Below are 24,556 nucleotides of genomic sequence, written 5' to 3' on the forward strand. Positions count from 1 at the left end.
TCGTTGGGTCAGTAGGCAACGGTGAAACGCGCACGAACGTGACGAGGTTGCTCAATCTCTGTCACCACTGCATCCGCGAGGTCAGCGCCGGAGATATTCGAGTTTCCGTCTGCGTCTACGAGCAGGACATCCCCACCGATCCGATAGGTTCCCGTTGCTTCGCCAGGAACCCATGCACCAAAACTCGCGGCAGGGCTGACAAAGAACCAGTCGAGTGCCGCGTCACTTGCACGAAGATCCTCCAACACGGAAGCCATCTCATCAGCCTCGGCCTTGTAGTCAGCAGGGAAACTGTCAGTCTCAGCAAGGGCTGGACCGCCCTCGGCCACCAAGAGGGATCCTGCGCCCCCAATGACGCCAAACCTGACACCGGCTTCTTTCGCGGTATCTGCAATCTTGGTCTCGACTGCGCGCAGAACTCCCACGCCTTCCAGGGCACCTCGAGGTGACAGCGCGGAGACGACCACATCTGCTCCCTCGACCGCAGCCGTAATCAGAGCGTCATCGGTTATGTCGCCGGTGCGGTAGTCGACTCCAGCAACTGACGTTTGCGGTAGGTTACGGCTGTAGGACAGTACCTGATGTCCCCTTGCTGCTGCCACTGCGACGATGTTGCCACCCGCGTAGCCTGTGCCACCAAGCACCACGATGCGTGCCATGATTCTCTCCTGAACTGTGAATTGTGTAGGGCTCTTTCGTGTCTCTCCCTGAAGACTTACGATAGTAAAGTCAGTGACTTTTCGGAAGTAGGCACTTTCTAGTAACTAACTTACCCATAGAGCCAAGGAGACGGCTATGACCTCACTGGATTGGAACCCCTACGCACGCAACTGCCCCACACGTGAACTGTTGAATCGCATCGGGGACCGTTGGACCGTGCTCATCATCGGCACCCTGAACGATGGGCCACGTCGTTTCAATGAGATCGCCCGGGCCGTTGAGGGTATTTCGCAGAAAATGCTGACGCAGACACTGCGCGCACTTGAACGCGATGGACTGGTCACCCGCACCATATATGCGCAGATCCCGCCAAAGGTCGAATACGCTCTCACCGATCTGGGCGTTTCGCTACGCGAACCATTGAAAGAACTCGAACTCTGGGCAACCACGCACATGGAACAGGTACTCGCAGCCCGCCTTCGTGCTGATCAGGCTCCAGAGCAAGAGCAGTAACGCAGGAAGTGGGGTGACGCTGGGACGGAGTAGATCGTCGCCAATAAATATTCTAAAGAAGTCTTGCTAAAGTTTTCTTTAGTATTTATAGTGTAGGTATGACCCAGCCGCAACCGATCCACGATCCAGCCCACATCAAGGCTCTTGCCCACCCCATCAGGCTTGCACTCCTCGACTTTCTGGGGTCCGTTCCGCAGGCCACCGCAACGCAGTGCGCCGAGGCCATCAAGGAATCGGTTGCAAGTTGCTCGTTCCATCTGCGCACGCTCGCCAAACACGGGTACATCGAACAGGCCGATGCCCCGGACGCAAAGAGTAAGCCCTGGCGTGTCCTACCGGCCAATCGCAGTCGCTCATTCGAACCCGACTCTCCAGCCAAAGCAGCCGCGATCTCCGCGCTAACCAACGCGATGATCTCCCAACTGGCGGTTCGGGTCAACGAGTTCATCACAGCCGCTCCCACCCTCCCGGAAGAAGCGATCAATCGTGCCCTCGTGACCGCGCAGAACCTCTGGCTGACCGACCAAGAACATGAAGAACTCATGTCGGTGATCGAGAAGGCACTGAGCACATTCCACAAACGCAACGAAGATCCCTCGCTACGGCCAGAAGGAGCGAGTCACTCTCGAATGTTCCTGGTCATGACGCCTGAACTCTCAGCCTACGAATCGAACACACCGGAAGAAAACTCATGACCAAGGCACCTGACACCAGCAAGAATCAAGACCCACCCATCAAAGACACTGGCTCAGCGTCTGAACCAACACCTTCAGTGGCCACACCCGCCGAAGCTCGCTCCACAGAGATCGGAACAACGCGAGAAGCCCTCAAGGTCCCCGCATTCCGTCGGCTACTCACAGCCTGGACACTGTCCAACCTCGGCGATTCAGCCCTCTTCCTCACGGTCGCGATCTGGATCAAAACCATGACAGACAACGATGTGTACACTGCTCTGACCTTCGTTGCCATCGGACTTCCTGCTCTGGCAGCACCGGTGTTTGGCATGATGGCGGACAGATTCTCACGGATCAGACTTGTGGCACTGTCAAACATTTTGGTTGCGCTGTCGATCCTCCTGCTATTTATTGTCCAAGACACTGGGGACATATGGATCGTCTACGTGGTCATGGTGCTGTACTCCTGCACCACCTATATCAACTCGGCAGCCCAATCAGGTCTGCTGCGCGACACCCTCGATCTGCGTCTACTCGGGCCGGCAAACGGTCTGTTCACCTCGATTGACCACGGTTTCCGGATCGTTGTTCCGCTCGTCGCCGCAGGCGCATTCGCGCTGTGGGGCATCCAACCGATCTTGATCTTCACGATCATCATGTTTGTACTCGGTGCGATGTTCCTGAAATTCGTGGGTATCAAGGAGACCGCGAACGACGTGCGCTTCGATAGCTCATGGTTGAAGACCTCGCTTCGCGGTTTCCCCGAGGTGTATGCCCGCAAGCGTCTGTGGTCCTTCCTGATCGCACTCGTCGTGGTGGTCACTGTCGGCGGCGCGATCAACGCACTCATCTTCCCGGTGCTCGACCAGGGACTTGGTTTGCAGCCCGAGGCCCTACCGATCTTCACCTCGCTTCAAGGCGCTGCAGCAGTGGCCGCCGGTCTCCTGGGAGCCGCACTGATGCGTCGGTTCGGATTCGACCGGCTCATGATTCTCGGTCTCGTACTGTTCACCCTCGGTTATGTCGCCTTCGCCATCCCAAACGTCATCGCTGTCCTACTGGCCAGCGTCGCTCTCGGTTTCTGCATGCCGATCATGGCGATGGTCGTGATGACGATCAAGCAGACCGAGCTGCCAATGGAGGTGCAGGGACGCAGCGGCGCGGCAATGAACATGATGCTCAACGCACCTCAGGTGCTCAGTTCCGCGCTCGTCGCAGTCCTGATCGGCGTCACGCCCTACTGGACGATCCTGATTGTGGGCGCAATACTCTCGGCATTCAGCCTTGTGCCAATCCTGCGGCAGAAACGCAGGGGAGAGACTGCTGGAACCGTGGGATCGTCGGCAATCTAGGACATGGCCCGCGATGCGGGACACCATTGACCAGGCGTACTTTCACACATCAATTCAAGGGCCACAACAGGGATGGAAAGGCTCGAACTAACACATCTCGGTGAAATACTTACAGTGTGAACACCATAGATTCGTCCTTCACCATCCGTTTGTTTGATGACGCTGACACGCCAGAACTCACGAGACTGCTCCATGCCTCATACGCCGAGTTGGGAAGGATGAATCTGAACTACACGGCGGTTGATCAAAACGAGGAGACAACCAGGTACCGGGCACGAGGGGGACGATGTTGGGTGATCGAGCACAATGATTCTCTCGTGGCGACCCTCACTATGTCCCTGCCACCGGCAAAAGCCCTGCAGCAACTGACCGCCGAGGCCCAACACCCACAGCGAGCCTGGCTCAACCAGGTTGCTGTTTCCCCATCCCTCCGCAGTAGAGGTCTCGCACGCCACCTGTGGATTCTCGGAAGGGAATGGGCCGCACAGCAGGGAGCCACATCCATCGGAGTAGATACAGCAGTCCCCGCAACACATCTCGTGGGACTCTACAGTCGGTGGGGGTTCGAACGCCGCGACATCATCCACTGGGATGGAAAGACCTATGATTCCGTCGTGATGGTGCTTCCAGACATCAGGTCTGGTTCAGCAGGATAACCGTTCAACGCCGCCTGGGTCCAGGCAACGCGAAAGGCCTGGAACTCACGTGAGTTCCAGGCCTTTCATGCTTGTGGAGCTAAGGGGACTCGAACCCCTAACCCCCTGCTTGCAAAGCAGGTGCGCTACCAATTGCGCCATAGCCCCAGATGGGAAACCAATCAGTCGATTGGGTCTGTAACCTCTGCCCACAGATCACGCTGACCATCGTCTCCGGCAACCTTGCGCCAGATCGCATAGCCCGCGACCGCAGTGAGAAGAACAACTAGGATCTTCTTCATTGTGACTCCCTAGGGTGTGAGTACAGAGTGGGCCTAAGAGGACTTGAACCTCTGACCTCTTCGTTATCAGCGAAGCGCTCTAACCGCCTGAGCTATAGGCCCGTACCGTTTCGGGGGTTATCTTCCCTCGCAACGAGAATTAAATGTACACGACTTCGGCGGGGATTCCAAAACCGATTGGGCATCCCCGCCGCCGTGTTTTCGCGTGCAGCGACCCTACGACCAGTGAAGCCGCATGTTTCTGCGTCAGTCGTCAGTCAGTGTGAGATGGATTCCACCGACGAGAGCAGCAACAACGTTGTAGAGGAATGCACCGATGGTACCGAGTGCAGTAAGTAGAACAACATCGATGATAGCGATGAGTGTGGCCAATGACACGACCCTGCTGAGTTCCACGTACTGAAGAACGTTGACTTCAGTGTTCTCGCCGAGGATCTCCTTGATGATCGCATCGATCTCGGTGAAGACCTGAAGCCCGTCTAGAACCTTCCAGAAAACGACCGCTGCTACCACGAGCATGATGCCCGCCGCGATTGACAGCAGGAACGACATCTTCATGGCCGACCACGGGTCCACGCGGGTCACGGCAAGACGAACACGACGCGGTCCCACACTCGCCGGTGCTGCTTTGGATTCCCGTGGGGAGGTTGCGCTCTGGCTGCTTTCGGGCATGAGCTTCCCCTGAGCTGACTGTGAGGCACCGAGTTTGACGTCGGCGGTGTTGATGGCGCCGGTTCCCACAACCACGGCGTCCTTCGCATTCGGTGCAGTGACGTTCTTGGGCTTGGGCGCAAAACTCGCTGGTTTGCCGTCAGATGATGGCTTTGGTGGCACTGATGCCGGGGCATTGGTCTTGTTGCCCTGGGACTGCGTCTTCTTGGGAGCACTCATGCGTTCTCTACTTCGACGTCGGTTGTGGTCGCTTCGGTGTCATCGTCGCCTGGCTCCTCATCGCCGAGGTTACGCTCGACATTTCGTGCAACTGCGATGATGCGGTCGTTCTTGTCTGGTTTAGCAAAGGTTACACCCTGCGTGTTTCGTCCGGTACGGTTCACCTCGGAAACAGCGGAACGTACAATCTTTCCCTTCTCCATGATCACAAGAACTTCATCTTCTGCCTCTGTGATCAGTGCACCGACCAGGTCACCGCGTTCCTCGACGAGATTGGCGACCTTGATTCCGTATCCATTGCGTCCCTGGACGCGGTATTCGGAGATGTCGGTGCGCTTGGCGAATCCGCCTTCGGTGACCACGAACATGTCGGAGCCCTCACGGACCACGTCTGCTGAGAGCAGTTCGTCGCCATCACGGAACTTCATGCCCGTGACACCTGAGGTTGCCCGTCCCATTGGGCGCAGCGTGTCGTCATCTGCGGTGAAGCGGATGGACTGGCCCTTACGGGAGACGAGTATGAGGTCGTCGGTGTGGTCGACCACCCGCGCCGATACGAGTTCGTCAGCGTTTCCATCCTCGTCTTCACGCAGGTTGATTGCGATGAGTCCGGCCGTACGATTGGTGTCGTATTCGGCGAGACGGGTTTTCTTGACGAGTCCGCGACGGGTTGCGAGTACAAGGTAGTCGTGATCGTCGTAGTTGCGAATGTCAAGGACCTGAGCGATGCGCTCGTCCTGCTGGAAGGCGAGCAGGTTCGCAACGTGCTGACCCTTGGAATCGCGTGAACCCTCTGGCAGTTCGTATGCCTTGATGCGGTACACGCGGCCATAGTTGGTGAAGAACAGCAGCCACTGGTGGGTCGTCGTAACGAAGAAGTGCTCAACGATGTCGTCTTCACGCAGGGTCGCTCCGCGCACGCCCTTACCACCACGCTTCTGGGCCCGGTAGTTGTCTGAACGAGTGCGCTTGACGTATCCGCCACGGGTGATCGTGACAACCACTTCCTCTTCAGCGATCAAGTCCTCCATGGAGACCTCACCGCCGTACGGCATGATCGAGGTGCGTCGTTCATCGCCGTACTTGTCCACGATCTCGGTGAGTTCCTCACCCACGATTGTGCGTTGACGTGCCGGATCACCGAGGATTGCGTTGTAGTCCTTGATAAGTTCCTCGAGCTCGGCGTGCTCATCCAGGATTTTCTGTCGCTCCATTGCCGCAAGACGACGCAACTGGAGGTTCAAAATCGCGGTTGCCTGGATCTCGTCGATAGACAGCAGTTCCATCAGGCCTTCGCGTGCTTCCTCCACAGTGGGGGAGCGGCGGATGAGCGCAATAACCTCATCAAGCGCATCGAGAGCGCGAAGGTATCCGCGCAGGATGTGGATCTTGTCCTCTGCTTCCTTGAGCAGGTAGGCGGTACGTCGACTGATGACGTCGAGTTGGTGGTTGACCCAGTGTCGGATGAACGCATCGATCGACAAAGTACGTGGCACGTCGTCGACGAGCGCGAGCATGTTTGCGGAGAAGTTCTCCTGCATCTGGGTGTGCTTGAACAGGTTGTTCAGCACGACCTTTGCCACTGCGTCGCGCTTGAGCACGATGACCAGGCGCTGTCCCGTACGACCGGACGTTTCATCGCGGATGTCCGCGATTCCGGTGAGTTTTCCGTCCTTGACCTGGTCAGCAATCTTTGCGGCAAGCGCATCGGGGTTGACCTGGTAGGGCAGTTCGGTGACGACGAGGCACTGGCGTCCCTGGATTTCCTCCACGTTGACCACTGCGCGTTGCGTGATTGAACCACGTCCAGTGCGGTAGGCGTCTTCGATCCCGGAACGACCAAGGATCGTGGCTCCGGTAGGGAAGTCTGGACCCTTGACGCGCTCGATGAGTGCTTCGAGTAGTTCCTCACTCGTCGCATCGGGGTTGTCCAGGTACCAGTGCACGCCATCGGCGACTTCGCGCAGGTTGTGCGGTGGAATGTTGGTGGCCATACCCACGGCGATACCAGCGGAACCATTGACAAGCAGATTGGGGAAGCGAGCCGGGAGAACCGATGGTTCCTGGGTACGTCCATCGTAGTTGTCCTGGAAGTCAACGGTGTTCTTGTCGATGTCACGGACCATCTCCATGGCGAGCTGGGCCATGCGGGTCTCGGTGTATCGCGGCGCTGCAGCAGGGTCGTTACCGGGTGACCCGAAGTTACCCTGACCTGCGGCAAGCGGATAGCGCATGGTCCAGTCTTGGACGAGTCGCACAAGAGTGTCGTAAATGGCCGAGTCACCGTGTGGGTGGTACTTACCCATGACATCACCGACCACACGCGAACACTTCGAGAACGCACGGTCTGGACGGTAGCCACCGTCATACATTGCGTAGATCACGCGACGGTGCACCGGCTTCAGTCCATCGCGGACCTCCGGCAAGGCGCGCCCCACGATGACTGACATCGCGTAATCGAGGTATGACCGCTGCATTTCGGTGTTGAGGTCGACCTGCTCGATGTTGCCGTGCACGATGACATCGCTGCCCACGGTGTCATCGGTCTCGGGGAGGTCGTTTTCTGGAGTCTGATCGTCTGACACGATTTTTCTCTCTCATTCTCCGGCGCAAGCGCCTGGTTAAGTCTTTTGATTCCTAGTTTCTTTGCTTGACGACGATTCCCTCGTTGAGCGGTTTCGTCGCGGTGTCCGTTTCGGCTGGCAGCAGCGCCAAGCACCGCGCACCCGTTAACCGGTTAGATGTCTAGGAATCGAACGTCCTTGGCATTGCGCTGGATGAAGTTACGCCGTGATTCCACGTCTTCTCCCATGAGGATGGAGAAGATCTCATCGGCGGCCGCGGCATCATCAAGGGTTACCTGACGCAGGGTGCGGTGTTCTGGGTCCATGGTGGTGTCCCACAGCTCGGTGTAATCCATCTCTCCAAGACCCTTATAGCGCTGAATGCCGTTGTCTTTTGGCAGGCGCTTGCCCGAGGCGGTTCCAGCGGCAACGGTCTCGTCGCGCTGTTTGTCGGAGTAGACGTAGTCGTGTTCTGCGTTCGACCACTTGATGCGGTAGAGCGGTGGCAACGCAAGGTAGACGTAGCCGTGCTCGATCAGTGGGCGCATGTAGCGGAAGAGCAGGGTCAACAACAGGGTCGTGATGTGCTGTCCGTCAACATCTGCATCGGCCATGAGCACGATCTTGTGGTACCGGAGCTTCGCTTCATCGAAATCTTCACCGATTCCGGTTCCAAACGCGGTGATGAGCGCCTGGACCTCGCTGTTGGACAGTGCACGATCAAGACGAGCACGCTCAACATTGAGGATCTTTCCGCGCAGCGGCAAGATTGCCTGGGTGTGTGGGTTACGGCCACGAACAGCCGATCCACCTGCGGAGTCACCCTCCACAATGTAGATCTCGCACTCTTCAGCTTTGGAGGACTGGCAGTCACGGAGCTTGCCCGGCATACCACCCGACTCGAGCAGGCCTTTACGGCGGGTTGCCTCGCGGGCCTTACGGGCTGCAAGGCGAGCAGCCGAAGCCTGCATTGCCTTGCGGATGATTTCCTTTGCCTCGTTCGGGTGTGCATCCAGCCAGTCACCGAGTTTGTCGGTCACAACGCTTTGAACGAAGGTGCGTGCCTCGGTGTTTCCGAGTTTGGTCTTGGTCTGACCCTCGAACTGCGGTTCACCGAGCTTGATCGAGATAACGGCAGTCAGACCCTCGCGAATGTCTTCACCCGTGAGGTTGTCATCCTTTTCGCGCAGGATGTTCTTCGACCGAGCGTAACGGTTCACCAGACCGGTCAGCGCGGAGCGGAAGCCCTCTTCGTGGGTTCCACCCTCTGTCGTGGAGATCGTATTGGCGTAGGTGTACACCGATTCCGAATAGGCTGAGGTCCACTGCATCGCGATTTCAACGGAGATCTTTCGCTCGGTGTCCTCGGACTCGAAGTCGATGATCTCATCGTTGACGATCTCCACCTTCTTGGCGGAGTTGATGTGCTTGACGTAGTCGAACAGACCGTTGTCGTACTTGTAGGTGACGGTCTTGACCTTGGAGGCTGGTGTTTCCTCCTCGTGCTCACCAGCCACCTCGTTGACCTCGGTGTCTACCTCGACGCGCAGATCGGTCAGCGTGATCTGGAGTCCCTTGTTCAGGAATGCCATCTGCTGGAAGCGTGCACGGAGCGTTTCAAAGTCAAAGTCGACAGTTTCAAAGATCTCTGGATCCGGCCAGAAGGTCTGAGTGGTTCCGGTTTCCTCAGTCTCCTCACCCTTGCGAAGTGTTCCTCGCGGCTTGCCACCATCAGCGAAGGACTGGTGCCAGGTGTAGCCGTCGCGCTTGACCTCGGTCTCAACTCGAGTGGAAAGTGCGTTGACGACAGAGATACCCACTCCGTGCAGACCACCGGACACTGCGTAGCCGCCACCACCGAACTTTCCACCGGCGTGCAAGATCGTCATGACGACCTCAACGGTGGGCTTTCCCTCGGTTGGGTGGATGTCAACGGGAATACCTCGACCGTTGTCTGTTACGCGTACAGCGCCGTCTTCCAGAATTGTGACTTCAATGTGGTCACAGTGCCCGGCGAGTGCTTCATCGACCGAGTTGTCGACTACTTCGTAGACAAGGTGGTGGAGGCCGCGTTCACCGGTGGAACCGATGTACATGCCGGGACGCTTACGGACTGCTTCAAGGCCTTCAAGAACCGTAATCGCACTTGCATCGTAGTTGCCGTTGTTTGGGACTACGGCGTTGAGCGATTGTGAATTTTGCGGCTCGTTATTGAGTTCTGCCACGAGAGGTGGTGCTCCTAGTCATCATGCGGATCCTGCGTACTCATCGGTGCATACGGATCCCCCAGGGGATCGTGTACCGCGGGCATAGCAGTGATTTCGCTCGATATCCGGCCGAAAAACTACGACCAGAGTTACCTCACCATCTTACCAAGAGGGGCCCGTTTTTCGGCGTTTTCACACAGTGAAATGGCAGACTAATCGCCCCTTTCGCCCGGCCTTGACCTGCAAGTTTCACAGGGTGTGTCACGAGGTGTAAACGAAAGGCCCTCATTCGCGACGATCCGGCTGTGGACGAGGCGGAGGCTGCGTGAGTGAGGATCAGCTGAACCACGTTCCCAGCGCAACCCACCACAATGAGGTCCACGCCAGAGGATTTCGTCCTGCGATCATCCCCAGGTATCGCGTGCGCCACGTCCTTTGACGGAGAATTTTCCGCGCGAGAACTTGGGAGCATCGGGTCCTATAATCCGGATTTCACGGACAACGCCATCACCGATGTCTGATGCGATCCTGCTCAAGAGGTTGGGGATAAGGAACTTGAGTTGGGTTGCCCACGCCGTTGAGTGTGCTCGCACGGTCAGCACATTGTTTTCAAAGGTCTCGGCAGTGCTATGTGCGGCGATATCCTCTCCCACGATCTGCGGCCAACGCCCGATGACACCGCCAACGGCGACGTCCTGATTCCAACCGCGTTGTGCCAGCAAGGCACCAAGTGTTTCGGTCAGAGTACGCGGGTCCCGTCCGCCGGCGCGCGAACCGGAGACCTGTGGTTCGAGAGGGGCACGTCGTGGTTCTTTGCCCGGATAGAGTCCCTTAGCCTTTGCCGCAGCCTTCGCTCGGTTGAGAGATTCACGAGCTACCTCCCCAGCGGGCTTGAGTCCGAGCGATTCCGCGATCGGGCGACCGTCGGAGGGCATGTCCCCAGGGTCGAACAAGCCAGGTGTTTCAGGAGGCACCATCGCGAGTTCCATCCTGCACTGAAGCGGGGGATACCTCTATCTGTGTGCTCGACTCGTTTTGTTGCGCAATGATCTGTTGCGCATAGACATCAAGATCGGAGGAGCCCTGCTCTTCTGGAACGACAACGGTGCTTGTCGCGCCAGGCAATGTTTCACGTGAAACATAGAGGACTCGACCACCAAGTTCTTGGGGAATGTCTTCCAAAACGGCTGCTGTGATGAGTACTTGCCGAGCATCTGAGACCATACGCGCCAGTTGGGTTCGACGCTTCGTGTCCAACTCGGCGAACACGTCATCCAAGATCAACACGGGCTCGGTGTCCACATCGGAATCGGTCCACCAATACCGGGAGAGTTCGTCTGTTCCCGCTTCCTCATCCGGTCCATCGGTCATCAAACGATACGAGGCCAGACGCAGCGCAAGTGCAAAGGACCAACTTTCACCATGACTCGCGTATCCCTTCACAGGAAGATCATTGAGAGTCATCGCGATCTCGTCGCGATGCGGTCCAACCAGGCAAACTCCACGCTCAAGCTCACGCTGACGAACAACGCCGAGTGCCTCAAACAGATCTCTCTCAATGTCCTGGACCGACTGGAGTTCGGGAACCGACTCGACCGACTCGTCGTCAATAGAAGACAGTGTGGTCGAAACGGAGGACACATATTGCACCTCAGCCACGGACTGACTCATAGAAACCTCGTCGTAACTGGTGCGTACGTAAGGGCGTAGCGCTGCGACAAGACGCTGACGAAAGGCCATGATGCTCGCGCCGAGTTGTGCGAGTTTTCCGTCCCAGATCTCAAGTGTTGTCAGGTCTATCGCGCGGCCGGAACGGCTTGCCACAACCGAGGATTTAAGCAGTGCTGAACGCTGTTTGATGACTCGCTCATAGTCGCTGAGAACCGAAGACATTCGCGGCGAAATGAAGATCATCAACTCATTGAGGAACCGACGGCGGGAATCGGGATCGCCCTTGACCAGAACCAAATCCTCGGGCGCAAACAGGACAGTCTTGAGTAGTCCAAGTGCATCGGACGGACGACCGGGAGTACCTCTGTTGACCCGTGCGCGATTGGCCTTGCCATTGACAATCTCAATCTCGACCGTTGCGGACCGATCTCCTCGTACGATCTTGGAACGGATCATCGCACGTTGCGCTCCCGCACGAATTAAAGCGGTGTCTGCGGCCACCCGATGTGAACCGAGCGTGGCAACGTAACCCACAGCCTCAACAAGATTGGTCTTGCCCTGTCCATTGTGGCCCACCAAGATGTTGACACCGGGGTGAAACTCAATGTCGATGTGCTCATAGGACCGAAAATCCATGAGCGACAGGTGCGAGACGTACACGCCTAAACAGATCCCTTCAAAACCGCAGGGTTGCTATGTTTCACGTGAAACATAGCAACCCTGTCATTCGCAATGTGCGCTCAGTTGGCGAACCGGATGGGAACGAGAAGGTAACGATACTCCTTGGAGTCCTCACCTTCGAGTGATTCCTGACCGGTGAACTCAACTGGCTTGCTTGCGTGCGTGAAACTCAAACGTACAAAGTCTGTGCTGAGCGCGTTCAAACCATCCAGTAGGAATTGCGGGTTGAACGCAACCGAAATCTCCTCACCTTCAAGGACAGACTCAAGAGCTTCGGACGCCTGCGCATCATCGCCCTGGCCCGCGTCCAAAACAACCTGACCCTCGGCGAAGTTCAGACGGATAGGAGTGTTGCGCTCTGCCACAAGAGAAACACGCTTAGCAGCCTCAATGAGTGGTTGACGCGCAACAACCGCGTGAATCGGGGTCTCGTCGGGGAAGAGACGACGAACCGGTGGGTAATCGCCTTCAACCAGAAGCGAGGTAGTGTGCCGTCCACCCGCCTCGAAACCAATCAGATCAACACCGGGACCGTTCGAAAGAGCAATGTTGACATCACCTGAAGCTCCAAGAGACTTGGCAACATCGTTCAGGGTACGTGCTCGAACCAGAGCCACGGTGGAGATTGACGGGGACGCAGGCCTCCACACAAGTTCACGCAACGCTAGGCGGTAACGGTCAGTGGACAGGAGAGTGACCTTCTCTCCCTCGATCTCCACGCGCACGCCTGTCAACAGCGGAAGGGTGTCATCGCGCGATGCCGCAACCGTGACCTGATTGACTGCCTCAGTCAGAACATCGCCGGCAACCACACCGGTGACCTCAGGCATGTTCGGCAGGGATGGATACTCCTCAACGGGCATTGTCAGAAGTGTGAATCGGGAAGCGCCGCACACAACGGATACCTTCGTGCCCTCAACAGTGACATCAACAGGCTTGTTCGGCAGTGCACGCGAGATCTCAGCCAAAAGACGACCAGAGACGAGAACCGTGCCCGGCTCAATGACCTCAGCGGGAATCTCTGAGCGAGCAGATACCTCGTAGTCGAAGGAGGCGAGATTCAGTATTCCCTCGTTTGTCGCTTCGATGCGAACACCGGCCAGCACCGGAGCTGGAGGACGGTTGGGCAGAGTACGGGCGGTCCAGGTAACTGCTTCCGCGAGAACATCTCGTTCGACCCGGAACTTCATGTGTACTCCTCTCGAGCAGAGTTGCTCAGATATGTCTGTGGATACTAGGTCAAGTCTAGTGGTCGTTCACGGAACTTCCAGGTCTTCTAGGGCTTGAATTTGATCTTGTGTGCACTGAACCGGTTGGTCGAGGCTCAAGCCTTTTTGAAGGTGTGTGGAAATCTCCAAAGTTAAAGGTTCGTAGTCGTGTTAGGGGTTGTGGATCATGTGGAAAACCCTGATTTTCGTTGAATTATCCACAGTCTTGGTTGTGAATGTGGAAGGGGACAAGTTGTGAATCAAACGCGGCACCGGTGAATTCACGATTTTGTCCAGTTCTCTATCCACAGATTCGACTTACCCTGTGCACAACACCTGGCTGTTTGTCCCAAGGTTTTCCCCAGAGTTATACACAGGTGTGGATGGGGTGATTTTCGTCATTTCGTTCGCCAGGACGGATCGTAACGGCGTGTCTGTGAGGTTGTGCCAGCCATTAACCACGATGCTGCTGCTTGATCCTGCTCGTGAGTTCCGTGACCTGGTTGTAGGTGGAACGTCGTTCTGCCATCTGCTCAGTGATCTTCTTGTTCGCATGCATGACGGTCGTATGATCGCGTCCACCGAACTGCTGCCCAATCTTTGGAAGGGACAGATCTGTGAGCTCGCGGCACAGATACATCGCGATCTGACGGGCGGTGACGAGCACCCGTGAACGCGATGTGCCACACAGATCCTCAATAGTCAGACCAAAATAAGCGGCAGTCTGTGCGATAACCGAGGAAGCCGTGATCTGTGATGCCTCATCGTCCGTGATGAGATCCTTGAGCACTATCTCGGCCAACGCCAGATCAACCGGTTGACGGTTGAGGTTCGCAAACGCAGTCACACGGATCAAAGCACCCTCGAGTTCGCGAATGTTCGAGGAAATCTTGGATGCGATGTATTCGAGGACATCATCTGGGGCTGCAAGGTTTTCGTTGGCAGCCTTCTTCCGCAGAATTGCGATACGGGTTTCAAGGTCCGGTGGCTGAACATCGGTGATCAGTCCCCACTCAAAGCGCGAACGTAGGCGATCCTCAAAGCCGTTGAGTTGCTTGGGAGGAAGATCGGAGGTGATCACGACCTGTTTGTTCGCGTTGTGCAGGGTATTGAAGGTGTGGAAGAACTCCTCCATTGTGGCTTCTTTGCCCTGGAGGAACTGGATGTCATCGATCATGAGGAAATCGACTTCGCGGTGGCGGCGCTGGAAAGCACCCGCCTTCTCATCACGAATCGAGTTAATGAAGTCGTTCGTGAACTCTTCCGAGTTAACGTACTTGACCTTGGCATTCGGATAGAGATTGAGCACGTAGTTGCCGATTGCGTGAAGCAGGTGCGTTTTTCCCAAGCCTGAGCCACCGTAGATAAACAGGGGGTTGTAAGCCTTTGCAGGGGCTTCCGCCACTGCCGCTGCAGCGGCGTGTGCGAACCGGTTGGAGGCACCGATGACGAAAGACTCGAAGGTGTACTTCGGGTTGAGCCGGTTGTCGTCGTTCGCTGCACCAGGGACGGTCGTGGATGGCACCTCGATGGCGGGCTCGGCATGAGTGGGCAGAGCCGCTTCCTCAGGTTCTTGCACAACGATTGGCAACGTCAGATCAGGCTCAGGCTCTACCTCGAGCGTCGGATCAACCGTAATAGCGAAACGAGCCTCAGTTCCCAACTCACGGGAAAGGGCCTCGACTACACCGTCAGAGGCCCGACTCTGCAGGAAGTCGCGCTGGACTTCGCTCTGCACGTTGATGATGACGGTGCCATTGATGATTCCCAGAACCTTGGCCATCTTGACCGAAGCGAGGACGCGGGGAGTCACGTCTGGATCGGTTGCTAAAACTTCAAGGACCCGCTGCCAGAGCGCGTCGATGGATTCATCTTGCGAAGTCACTTAATGAAGTCCTCACGGTGTTTACGTTTCAACTGTGGAAGCCCACCTTCAACAACTGTGGATTAAAACTGCCAGAGAGCGGTAACCAAGTCTCCCACAGAACTGGTCATCCACAAAGTTTTCCACAGGCTGTGGGTATCTGCTTCTCCGTAGCCTAATACCCGAGTTTTCTGGGATCAACAGGGATCAGTAAGTTGCACTCATGTAGTTTGACGGTGATAGTGTGGACAAAGTTTCCACATCTAGACGCGTTATCCACAGCACTCCTTTGGGCCTGTGTATAAGTTGTGGGTGAGAACTTTCCGGTTCCACGACACCCCGTCGAGGGTGACAGGAATGCGACGGACCCCTCGAGTAGGTCCAGACGATGGTGACCATTGACACAGGCTGCAGTTTGTCATTTCGATTGACCAGCAGATAAGTTCTGGCGTAACGTTTTAAGGCCATTCCAAGTAATTTCGCCATGCCCTAAAGTGGGGCACTTCCGGGCGTGATGGGCTCTTGAGGATCACTCCGAGGAGCAGGAATGCATTTAAGCCTCATGTCCACCACGGACATGTCAGAACAACTTATTGGAGTACCTCGTGAGCAAGCGGACCTTCCAGCCGAACAACCGGCGTCGTGCGAAGACCCACGGTTTCCGTCTGCGTATGCGTACCCGCGCTGGTCGCGCGATTCTCGCAGCACGCCGCCGTAAGGGTCGTGCTGAGCTCTCTGCCTGAGCTCGGTGCTAAATACGGCGCACCGAATGCGCCGATCTGATCAATTCGGTCAGACGGTGAAGTCTGGTGTGCGTACAGGAAAATCGACCATGGTCGTTCACTTCGCCGCGACGGCGGAGAATCAGAACGCACCACTGGTCGGTTTTGTTGTATCTAAGGCTATTGGGAATGCGGTCACCCGCAACCTTGTGAAGCGTCGGCTGCGTTCGATCGTTCGCGGACACCTGTCACAGCTTCCAGCCGGTTCAATGATGGTGGTGCGAGCACTCCCACAGGCCGCACAGGCTGATCATGCGAAACTGAATCGCGATTTCGGTGCCTGTATCGACAAAGTATTGTCGTTTTCTGGGAAGGTCGTGGACAAACCGTGAGGTTACGTGAATTTCCCAAGAGAACGTTGGTCGGACTCATACGTTTGTATCAGCGGTACATCTCACCACTGAGTGGGCCACGATGCCGGTTTTACCCGTCGTGTTCCAGATACGCGGTTGAAGCACTGGAAATACACGGAGTCTTCAAGGGAACAGGACTCGCAGCATGGCGATTGCTGAGATGTAACCCTTGGAACCTCGGCGGCGTTGACGACGTTCCACCAAAGAAGAATAAACCTTAAAACAGCGCACAGTTCAGTTGCGTGTTGGCTTAAGAGCAGCCACCCATGGCGTGCTCGCAGTTGAGAGTGAACCAGATGAACATTCTTTACCCCATCGAATGGGCCGTGGCATGGATTATGTATCTTTGCCACAAGTTCTTCGTGTTTCTAGGTCTCCCCGACGGTGAGGGTGCCGCCTGGGTGCTTTCAATCGTGGGACTGACACTGGTTGTCCGTATCATCCTGATCCCGCTGTTCTTCAAGCAGATCAAGGCATCGCGCGCGATGCAAATGATCCAGCCTGAACTGCAGGCTATTCAGAAGAAGTACAAGACTCGCCAGGACCCTGCGTCGCGCGAAGCCATGGGCCGCGAGACCATGGAGCTCTACCGCAAACACGGTACGAACCCGATGGCCTCGTGTATGCCAATCCTGCTGCAGATGCCGATCTTCTTCGGCCTGTTCAACGTTCTGCGCAACCTCTCCAACATCGCCGAGGGAAATCGCGACGCGATCGGTCCAATTAACCAGGCTGTTGCGCAAGCTGCTGAGAACTCGGCCCTCTTTGGCGCGCCACTGTCCGGTACGTTCCTACACGAGCCGACCGATCCCACGACCAAGGTCATCGCAGCGATTCTGATCGTTCTGATGTCTGCAACCCTCTACATCACCCAGCGCCAGCTAACGATGAAGAACATGCCACCGGCTGCCCTCGAAGGCCCGATGGCTCAGACTCAGAAGATCATGCTCTACATGATGCCAGTCATGATGATGATCTCCGGTGTGAACTTCCCGATTGGTGTTCTCATTTACTGGGTTGTCACCAACCTCTGGTCAACCGGTCAGCAGTATTACACGATCAGCCGCATGCCAACCCCGGGGTCGGAAGCGGAGCGTCGTCTGAACGAGCGCAAGGCGCGCAAGGCCGCCGCCAAGGGAATCGTTCTCGAGGAGGACAAGCCGGTCATCATTGAGGCTCCGCGTGGACAACGCCAGCAGCCGCAGCGGAAGAACCGCAAGAAGAAGAAATAGTTTTTGCATCAGTAGTTCATGAGTTTTACAGGAGAAAACATGGCACCCAAGTCCGAGGAGTCTAACCCTCGTAGCCGCGTTTCAATGCTCGAGGAAGAGGGCGAGGTCGCAGCAGACTATCTTGAAGAGTTGCTCGACATCGCAGACCTCGATGGCGATATTGAGATAGATGTCGAACACGGTCGTGCTGCACTCGCGATCGTTGCCGATGATCCAACCGGTGTAAAGCACCTTGTAGGTCGCGAAGGCGAGGTTCTGGATTCCATCCAGGAACTGACTCGACTCGCAGTTCAGGCGAAGACGGGGGAGCGGAGCCGACTGATGTTGGATATCGCTGGATTCCGTGCAGGGCGCAAGGCAGAGTTGACTGTCCTCGCCAACAACGCGATCGCGAAGGTGCAGGAGACGGGGCGCAAGGTGGCTCTAGAACCTTTGAATGCCTTTGAACGTAAAGTCGTACACGATGTCGTGACAGCCGCAGGACTTTCCTCGGAGTCGCACGGTGTTGACCCAGATCGGTACATTGAGATCTCACCAGCACAGTAATCTTGCGTAGCTCGAGGGTCTGCATGTTTCACGTGAAACATGCAGACCCTCGTGTATTGATTGGAGTTTTATGGACGCGACACTCAACCCAGAGAGGGTAGTGGAATTCTTCGGAGACTCATTCGAGAAGGTTGCCACGTACGCGGATGAATTGGCGGTTCAAGGCGAGATGCGTGGGCTTATCGGTCCGCGCGAGTTGGACCGACTATGGGAACGCCACATCCTGAACTCTGCTGCCGTGGTGCAGTATCTGCCCTCATCCGGGACCATCGTTGATATCGGGTCTGGCGCTGGACTGCCAGGCATCATCATCGGGTGCATGCTTCCAGAAGCGTCAGTGAAGCTTATCGAGCCAATGGAGCGCCGCTGCACCTGGCTGAGCGAGATGGTGCAGGAGGTGGGGTTGCCCAACGTTGAGGTCCTTCGCGGACGCGCCGAGGAGTTCCATGATGCATTTGAAGCGGACGCAGTCACGGCGCGCGCAGTGGCTGCGCTCGACAAGCTGTCGCGTTGGGCGCTACCACTACTCCGTACCGGTGGTGAGATGGTGTTGCTCAAGGGTCGATCTGTGGCTGATGAGATCGAACCGGCTCGTAAGGTTCTGCGCAAGTTCAAGTGCAGTGAACCTGAAATCCTCAGCGCTGGCACCATTGTCGGCGTGGAGACAACCACGGTACTCCGAACGATACGGGGTAAGTAATCATTCTGATGCGTGGAAACACGCACAAGTGCGCCAGTTGATCGTTTAAAACTACACGCTGCCTACGGCACGATTTCCTGTGGAGGGTACGTCGTGTCCAACCAATGGTGACTGCCCCTATGATGCCGGCCCAGAGACCGTTGACTCAATACGTGAGCGATGAATGACGTTGCAATCGAGTGGGGGTGATGTTTCACGTGAAACATCACCCCCACTTTTCGTTGTGAGCCGAACGATAATCACATGGATATGTTGTGTGGAAGACTGCAATGCGGCGTCACACAAAGTATCGTTGAACTGTTGCCCATTTTGATCCCACGTGAAATGTCAGTGGTCGGTGATTAAATGAGGGTACTCGTTTCTCAAGTACCAATCCCAGCCTTGGAGGGGACTTACGTGTCTACCGACTCGTCAGTACAGCACAACCAGCTCAGTACCGGACCTGGCGAGCGAGCAGTGAGGGTGGAAGAGATCCTCAGGTCTCTGCCCGAGGTTGATGAGTCCACTCCACTGGCTGTGCAACTTGCCGAGGATACCCGTAGAAGAGTGTCACTGCAGGGGCTGCAGTTCCCCCATCCCGACAGAACACGCATCATCACGGTCGCGAATCAAAAGGGTGGGGTAGGGAAGACCACCTCGACCGTGAATTTGGCCGCGGCACTCGCGCAGGGCGGTCTGAGCGTTCTGGTCATTGACTCCGATCCACAGGGCAATGCCTCAACAGCGCTTGGAGTGGACCATCGCGCGGGAATCCCCTCGGTGTACGATGTCCTCGTCAATGAGGAGCCGCTCAGTTATGCGATCACTCAGTGCCCTGATCTTGAGAATCTACTCGTGGTCCCCGCGACGATTGACCTCTCAGGTGCTGAGATCGAACTGGTATCGCTTGTTTCACGTGAAACAAGGCTTCGCCGGGCAGTGGATGAGTACGTGCTTGAACGCGAACAGGCGGGCCTTCCGCGACTCGACTATATTCTCGTGGACTGCCCACCGAGCCTCGGACTGTTGACATTGAATGCGTTTGTGACGGGGCGTGAAGTGCTCATCCCGATTCAGTGCGAGTACTACGCACTTGAGGGTTTGAGCCAACTGCTCAAGACGATCACAATGATTCAACAGCACCTGAACCCCGAACTTCATGTATCTACAATTCTGTTGACCATGTTCGATGCGCGTACGAATCTTGCTCAGCAAGTTGCTCAAGAGGTGCGCGACCACTTTGGTGAACAGACCCTAGAGACAACGATCCCGCGTTCGGTGCGTATATCCGAGGCTCCTTCCTACGGGCAGTCGGTGGTCACCTATGAACCGACATCGACGGGTGCTCTTGCGTATCGTCAGGCTGCCTATGAGTTAGCCGTCCGTAACTGACCCATTTCCACTCCGCTGCGGCGGAAAATGTATACAACTATGGAGGATCCATCGTGGCAGAAAAGAAGCGTGGTCTGGGTCGTGGTCTTGGCGCACTCATTCCCACGACTCCCGAGGGTGAACGTCCCGTTGACGTGTTCTTTCCTGACCAAAACGCAGCAGGGCGCGGCACTCAACGCCCATCCTTGATGTCTGACTCAGCGCGGGAGTTGCTAACATCCACGCCACGTATCCGGACCTCTGCTGATGTGGAGTCCACGAGTCCGTCGAAGGCGAAGAACACCTCTCGCAGGGCGGCAACCAAAAAGCCTGTATCCGATGTTTCACGTGAAACAGCACGCTCCGCATCAACGCCAGATCTTGACGGGGGAGTGGAACTGGTGCCCGTTCCAGGTGCACACTTTGCTGAGTTGCCTGTTGCAAGTATTCGGCCGAACCCAAAACAGCCGCGCGTAAACTTTGACGAGGACGAACTCCAAGAACTCGTTGATTCAATCCGAGAGATCGGTGTGCTTCAGCCTGTTGTTGTCCGGCCGGCAGAAGATGGATACGAACTCATCATGGGTGAACGCCGGTGGCGGGCAACCCAAGAAGCTGGACTTGACTCCATCCCCGCGATCATCCGCGTCACGGAAGATCAGGACCTGCTTCGAGACGCCCTGCTTGAGAATCTGCACCGCAGCGCTCTCAATCCACTCGAAGAGGCTGCTGCATACCGCCAGTTGCTTGATGATTTTGGCTGCACGCATGAGGAGCTTGCGACTCGTATTGCGCGGTCGCGTCCACAGATCTCAAACACATTGCGGTTGTTGAACCTTCCCCCGCTTGTGCAACGCAGGGTTGCCGCGAGTGTTCTCTCTGCCGGACATGCACGGGCGCTGCTTGGCTTGCCGGACTCTGAACAGATCGAACGACTTGCTCAGCGTATCGTTGCCGAGGGACTCTCTGTGCGCGCAACGGAGGAGGCTGTTGCACTTGGTTCGAATAAGCCCGCGGTCAAGAAGACGCGTGCTGCACGGGCGCAGCGCAATGAGGCAGCGGAAAGTCTCGCCACACGTCTCTCGGACCGTTTCGATACACGCGTGAAGGTGGATGTTGGCAAGACCAAGGGAAGGCTCACCGTTGAGTTCGCAACGATTGAGGACCTGAATCGCATCCTTGCCGTTATGGCGCCTGACGAAGATGGTCTGCCGGCTCAGCATTCCTGAGGTTTGTCTGGTTGGTCTTAGGCGGTCGAAGGTTCCGAGCAGCCAAGTGATGATGGTTTTCGATCTTGGTTGTCCGTGGTAACCCTCCAGTAGACAGTGCCTGGCAAAGTGATCCTATCTGACGAATTTTACAAAGAATGTCAGATAAGTGAATGTAAAAACGCCCTCTGGGACGCGTTTTCTGCGAGTAGGTGGGGTGATTCCCCATCAGTGCAGATAAGCGGCCCTCAGAGGGCGTTTTCTATGGTCGTGATGATCTCGCGTGCTGCAAGAAACTCACACGGCATCGAGAATGCGGACTAGAACAACTCGTTGCCGTGCATGTGGGCCGTGGGATCTGAGTCGTTGCTCGCAGTGAAGATGTCGTCGGGTTGCTCAGTCGGTGTAACTGACTCGGTAGTCGAGGTTGCACCTTGAGTGGGCGTAGCTGGATCACCATCGAGCGAACTGACGGGCGGTTCAGGGTCCGAATCAGTGATTGATTCGCCAACAGAATCGGAGATCACGTCAGCCTCGGCATCACTGAGCGGGAATTCAGGAGACTTGGAGGCGGGTCTGGAGTCCGGTTCCGTCGCCTCTGAGTCAAGAACAGGTACCGCACTGACGGAAGACTCGAACTCCGGAGCTGGGGTATCTGCGAGTACGGCTTCAACCCAGCCGCTATACACTGCCGCCAGAGAAGAACCTGTTGCAACAACGGACTGGGGTAGTAGCGATGTCTCGGTCATCCCAGGAGCCACGTTCACCTCGAGGAACCAGATGGTGCCGTCCTCGCCGATGATCATGTCGGTGCGCGAAATGTGTCGAAGTCCCAGTGCCTTGTGTGCGGTGATTGCCGTGGACTGAACCTCAGCGATCAGATCCGCGGACAAGCGTGCTGGAGTGAAGTACTGGGTACGCCCGGGGTTGTACCGCGCATCGTAGTCGTAGGGTCCATCGGTAACGATTTCAACGGGTGGCAGTGCCTCGATCCCGGAAGGGGTGTCGATCACGGACACTGCAACCTCGGTTCCGGATACGGCCCTCTCGATGAGTGCCAGTTCGGAGTAGGCGAAGCAGTCCACGAGCGCCTGAGGCAGCGCGTTGGCATCCTTGACCAGGGTCACGCCGAGAGCGGAGCCACCACGGGCTGGCTTGACCACGAGTGGCAGACCAAGTTTGGACACGACGGCACCCATGACGGATTGCGCTCCGAGTTCGCGGAACAGTGACTGAGGCAGCGTCACGTACTGTGGCGTGGAGATTCCAGCTGCGCCAAGCACGGACTTGGCCACGGGCTTGTTCCACCCGATGCGGCTCTCGCGAGGGCGGGTGCCAAGGTAGTTCAGGTCAAGGAGTTCGAGGATGTCCCGTAGTGATCCGTCCTCGCCACTTGCCCCGTGGAGGAGTGGCCAGACCAGATCGGGCTGCGAGGCTGAAAGCGTGGGAATGAGGTTGGCGTCAACGTCGAGGACATCGACTGTGTGTCCTGCGGCGCGGAGCGCTTCGGCGACTCGACGTCCGGAGCGGATGGATACGTCGCGTTCGTGGGACAGCCCACCGGCGAGGATGACTACGTGTGGTGAGGTGCTCATGCGATATCTGGTCCTGGTACGTCGACGTCGGTTACATCGTCTAGTTGAGGTGTGGTTCCGAAGATTTCGACGGATTCACGTTCGGCGCTGATAACGGCTGCGAGGCGTCTCACGCCCTCGCGGATCGTTGCCTCGTCGGGATAACAGAACGAGAGGCGCAGATGATCGGCGCCGGTTCCATCGTAGAAGAATGCGGTACCGGGGGTGTATGCGACGCGACCGGTGACGGCGCGCGGCAGCATGGTTTTGGAGTCGAGGCCTGGTGGGAGTTTGACCCACACGTAGAATCCGCCCTCGGGAACGTTCCAGGTGGCGTCGGGCAGGAACTCGGAGAGTGCGGCGATCATGGCGTCCCGGCGTGACTTGTACATCGAGCGGAACTCTTCGATCTGCCTCTTCCAGTCATGGTTGGACAGGTAGGCTTCGATGGCCATTTGAGAGGCGTGTGAGGGGCACAGGATTGCCGACTCTTGGGCGAGCACGAGTTTCTCGCGGACGGCGTGTGGCGCAACAACCCATCCAACGCGGTACCCCGGTGCGAAGGTTTTGGAGAAGGAACCGAGGTAGACCACTCCTTCTTCCTCGAATGAGCGCATTGCCGGTAGTGGTTCGCCATCGAATCCGAGTAGTCCGTAGGGGTTGTCCTCGATCACGACCACGCCGTGGCGCTTACAGATGTCGACGACCTGGTGGCGTCGCTCCAACGAGAGGGTCACGCCCGCGGGGTTGTGGAAGTTTGGGATGGTGTAGAGGAACTTGACGCGTTTTCCCTGCTCTTTGAGGCGCACGATGCTCTCTTCGAGTTCGGATGGCACGAGTCCAGCAGCATCCATGTGGACGTGCTCGACCTCTGCCTCGTAGGAGCGGAACACGGACAGCGCACCAACGTAGGAGGGTGCTTCTGCGATGATGACATCGCCTGGGTCGATGAAGATGCGGGTCACGAGGTCGAGAGCCTGCTGTGATCCGGTGGTCACGACGATGTCGTCTGGGTGGGCGTCGATCGCTTCGAGGCGCATGACGTCCACGATTTTCTCGCGCAGGAGTGGGCGGCCCTGTCCGGAACCGTATTGGAGCGCGGTCATGCCCTCGGTGGCGATGACCTTTGCCGTGAGTTCGGCGATGTCATCGAGTGGTAGATCGGCGAGGTTGGGCATCCCGCCTGCAAGGGAGACGACCTCGGGGCGACTCGCCACCGCGAACAACGCTCGGACCTCGGACGCTCGCATGTTGTGTGCGCGCTGCGCGTAGGCGCCGAACCATGGGTCTAAACGTGTTCCCTGTGCGGGTGGAGTATTCGAGGTCACCATTCCAGTTTGCCACGGTTTACGAGCGATCCTGTGCATCGAGAGGTTTCAACCCAGAATGTGAAACATAATCTGTCGCAGTTCTTCACAGTTGACGGTGCTGTTGGCACCGTCGTATTGGCGACGATCAGTCGAGTTGGCCTCGCATCGCGCCGCACGATATGGGTTGGGTCAGTTCTGAATCTGGAGGAGCATTGACATCCACTGTCGTGAGACCCGCTCACAGCCATGTGACGGCACATGAAACCATGGTCTGTGTAT

The 24,556-nt window shown here is 56.9% G+C and carries 23 protein-coding genes and 2 tRNA genes; 12 read left to right on the forward strand and 13 right to left on the reverse strand.

All coding sequences use genetic code 11. The annotated features are described in order from the left end of the window. Positions 1-8: 8 nt before the first annotated feature. A complete protein-coding gene (locus ACFSYH_RS08520; protein WP_377466473.1) occupies positions 9-659 on the reverse strand; it encodes an NAD(P)-dependent oxidoreductase in 651 nt (216 codons plus the stop codon). A gap of 136 nt (positions 660-795) precedes the next feature. Between ACFSYH_RS08520 and ACFSYH_RS08525 the strand changes: the two genes are divergently transcribed. From ACFSYH_RS08525 to ACFSYH_RS08540, 4 genes are all read left to right on the forward strand, one after another. Further along, positions 796-1,173, forward strand: coding sequence for a winged helix-turn-helix transcriptional regulator (locus ACFSYH_RS08525; protein WP_377466474.1), 378 nt, complete (start codon positions 796-798; stop codon positions 1,171-1,173). Positions 1,174-1,271: 98 nt separating this feature from the next. After that, on the forward strand, positions 1,272-1,868 hold the full coding sequence (locus ACFSYH_RS08530; RefSeq protein ID WP_377466476.1) for a winged helix-turn-helix domain-containing protein: 597 nt from the start codon (positions 1,272-1,274) through the stop codon (positions 1,866-1,868). Next, the gene (locus tag ACFSYH_RS08535) at positions 1,865-3,199 is read left to right on the forward strand and encodes an MFS transporter (protein ID WP_377466478.1); all 1,335 of its coding nucleotides are present in this window, start codon (positions 1,865-1,867) and stop codon (positions 3,197-3,199) included. Before ACFSYH_RS08530 ends, ACFSYH_RS08535 begins: the two co-directional genes overlap by 4 nt. Before the next feature lie 116 nt (positions 3,200-3,315). After that, positions 3,316-3,855: a GNAT family N-acetyltransferase gene (locus ACFSYH_RS08540; protein ID WP_377466479.1), complete on the forward strand. Its 540-nt coding sequence runs from the start codon at positions 3,316-3,318 to the stop codon at positions 3,853-3,855. Between the two features lie 74 nt (positions 3,856-3,929). Here ACFSYH_RS08540 and ACFSYH_RS08545 read toward each other — a convergent pair. The 10 genes from ACFSYH_RS08545 to dnaA all read right to left on the reverse strand — a co-directional run bounded on the left by ACFSYH_RS08545 (position 3,930) and on the right by dnaA (position 15,243). Continuing rightward, a tRNA-Ala gene (locus ACFSYH_RS08545) sits at positions 3,930-4,002 on the reverse strand. Positions 4,003-4,016: 14 nt separating this feature from the next. Further along, positions 4,017-4,136: a DLW-39 family protein gene (locus ACFSYH_RS08550; RefSeq protein ID WP_377466480.1), complete on the reverse strand. Its 120-nt coding sequence runs from the start codon at positions 4,134-4,136 to the stop codon at positions 4,017-4,019. A 28-nt stretch (positions 4,137-4,164) separates the two neighbouring features. Beyond that, a tRNA-Ile gene (locus ACFSYH_RS08555) sits at positions 4,165-4,238 on the reverse strand. A gap of 144 nt (positions 4,239-4,382) precedes the next feature. Further along, a complete protein-coding gene (locus tag ACFSYH_RS08560) occupies positions 4,383-5,027 on the reverse strand; it encodes a DUF3566 domain-containing protein (RefSeq protein WP_377466481.1) in 645 nt (214 codons plus the stop codon). Next, positions 5,024-7,612: a DNA gyrase subunit A gene (gyrA, locus tag ACFSYH_RS08565; RefSeq protein ID WP_377466482.1), complete on the reverse strand. Its 2,589-nt coding sequence runs from the start codon at positions 7,610-7,612 to the stop codon at positions 5,024-5,026. Before gyrA ends, ACFSYH_RS08560 begins: the two co-directional genes overlap by 4 nt. 152 nt (positions 7,613-7,764) lie before the next feature. Continuing rightward, entirely contained in the window at positions 7,765-9,732 is a 1,968-nt protein-coding gene (gyrB, locus tag ACFSYH_RS08570) for a DNA topoisomerase (ATP-hydrolyzing) subunit B (protein WP_377466706.1), read from the reverse strand. 470 nt (positions 9,733-10,202) lie between these two features. Continuing rightward, on the reverse strand, positions 10,203-10,733 hold the full coding sequence (locus ACFSYH_RS08575; protein WP_377466483.1) for a DUF721 domain-containing protein: 531 nt from the start codon (positions 10,731-10,733) through the stop codon (positions 10,203-10,205). 28 nt (positions 10,734-10,761) lie between these two features. Next, entirely contained in the window at positions 10,762-12,129 is a 1,368-nt protein-coding gene (gene recF / locus ACFSYH_RS08580) for a DNA replication/repair protein RecF (RefSeq protein ID WP_377466484.1), read from the reverse strand. A gap of 80 nt (positions 12,130-12,209) precedes the next feature. Next, complete coding sequence (dnaN, locus tag ACFSYH_RS08585; protein ID WP_377466485.1) at positions 12,210-13,340, reverse strand: DNA polymerase III subunit beta; 1,131 nt, start codon at positions 13,338-13,340, stop codon at positions 12,210-12,212. Positions 13,341-13,812: 472 nt separating this feature from the next. Next, complete coding sequence (gene dnaA, locus ACFSYH_RS08590) at positions 13,813-15,243, reverse strand: chromosomal replication initiator protein DnaA (RefSeq protein ID WP_377466486.1); 1,431 nt, start codon at positions 15,241-15,243, stop codon at positions 13,813-13,815. Positions 15,244-15,827: 584 nt separating this feature from the next. Between dnaA and rpmH the strand changes: the two genes are divergently transcribed. The 8 genes from rpmH (at position 15,828) to ACFSYH_RS08630 (ending at position 21,414) form a co-directional block, all read left to right on the forward strand. After that, on the forward strand, positions 15,828-15,965 hold the full coding sequence (gene rpmH / locus ACFSYH_RS08595; protein WP_010849920.1) for a 50S ribosomal protein L34: 138 nt from the start codon (positions 15,828-15,830) through the stop codon (positions 15,963-15,965). Between the two features lie 5 nt (positions 15,966-15,970). Further along, positions 15,971-16,336, forward strand: a complete 366-nt coding sequence (gene rnpA, locus ACFSYH_RS08600; protein ID WP_377466487.1) for a ribonuclease P protein component — start codon at positions 15,971-15,973, stop codon at positions 16,334-16,336. Beyond that, complete coding sequence (yidD, locus tag ACFSYH_RS08605; protein ID WP_377466488.1) at positions 16,333-16,578, forward strand: membrane protein insertion efficiency factor YidD; 246 nt, start codon at positions 16,333-16,335, stop codon at positions 16,576-16,578. The genes rnpA and yidD overlap by 4 nt, the downstream gene beginning before the upstream one ends. 75 nt (positions 16,579-16,653) lie before the next feature. After that, positions 16,654-17,589 (forward strand): membrane protein insertase YidC, encoded by a 936-nt coding sequence (gene yidC, locus ACFSYH_RS08610; protein WP_377466489.1) that lies wholly within the window; start codon positions 16,654-16,656, stop codon positions 17,587-17,589. Between the two features lie 39 nt (positions 17,590-17,628). After that, positions 17,629-18,135, forward strand: coding sequence for a Jag family protein (locus ACFSYH_RS08615; protein ID WP_377466490.1), 507 nt, complete (start codon positions 17,629-17,631; stop codon positions 18,133-18,135). A gap of 70 nt (positions 18,136-18,205) precedes the next feature. Next, positions 18,206-18,835, forward strand: coding sequence for a 16S rRNA (guanine(527)-N(7))-methyltransferase RsmG (gene rsmG, locus ACFSYH_RS08620; RefSeq protein ID WP_377466492.1), 630 nt, complete (start codon positions 18,206-18,208; stop codon positions 18,833-18,835). A 396-nt stretch (positions 18,836-19,231) separates the two neighbouring features. After that, positions 19,232-20,206, forward strand: a complete 975-nt coding sequence (locus ACFSYH_RS08625; RefSeq protein ID WP_377466493.1) for a ParA family protein — start codon at positions 19,232-19,234, stop codon at positions 20,204-20,206. A 53-nt stretch (positions 20,207-20,259) separates the two neighbouring features. Beyond that, on the forward strand, positions 20,260-21,414 hold the full coding sequence (locus ACFSYH_RS08630; protein ID WP_377466495.1) for a ParB/RepB/Spo0J family partition protein: 1,155 nt from the start codon (positions 20,260-20,262) through the stop codon (positions 21,412-21,414). Positions 21,415-21,713: 299 nt separating this feature from the next. On the opposite strand, the gene ACFSYH_RS08635 is transcribed toward ACFSYH_RS08630, so the two are convergent. After that, the gene (locus ACFSYH_RS08635) at positions 21,714-22,988 is read right to left on the reverse strand and encodes a D-alanine--D-alanine ligase family protein (RefSeq protein ID WP_377466496.1); all 1,275 of its coding nucleotides are present in this window, start codon (positions 22,986-22,988) and stop codon (positions 21,714-21,716) included. Beyond that, the gene (locus ACFSYH_RS08640; RefSeq protein ID WP_377466497.1) at positions 22,985-24,298 is read right to left on the reverse strand and encodes an aminotransferase-like domain-containing protein; all 1,314 of its coding nucleotides are present in this window, start codon (positions 24,296-24,298) and stop codon (positions 22,985-22,987) included. Before ACFSYH_RS08640 ends, ACFSYH_RS08635 begins: the two co-directional genes overlap by 4 nt. Between the last annotated feature and the right edge of the window lie 258 nt (positions 24,299-24,556).

It is taken from the genome of Populibacterium corticicola, assembly GCF_042683685.1.
GTDB classification, from domain to species: Bacteria; Actinomycetota; Actinomycetes; order Actinomycetales; family Cellulomonadaceae; genus Timonella; species Timonella corticicola.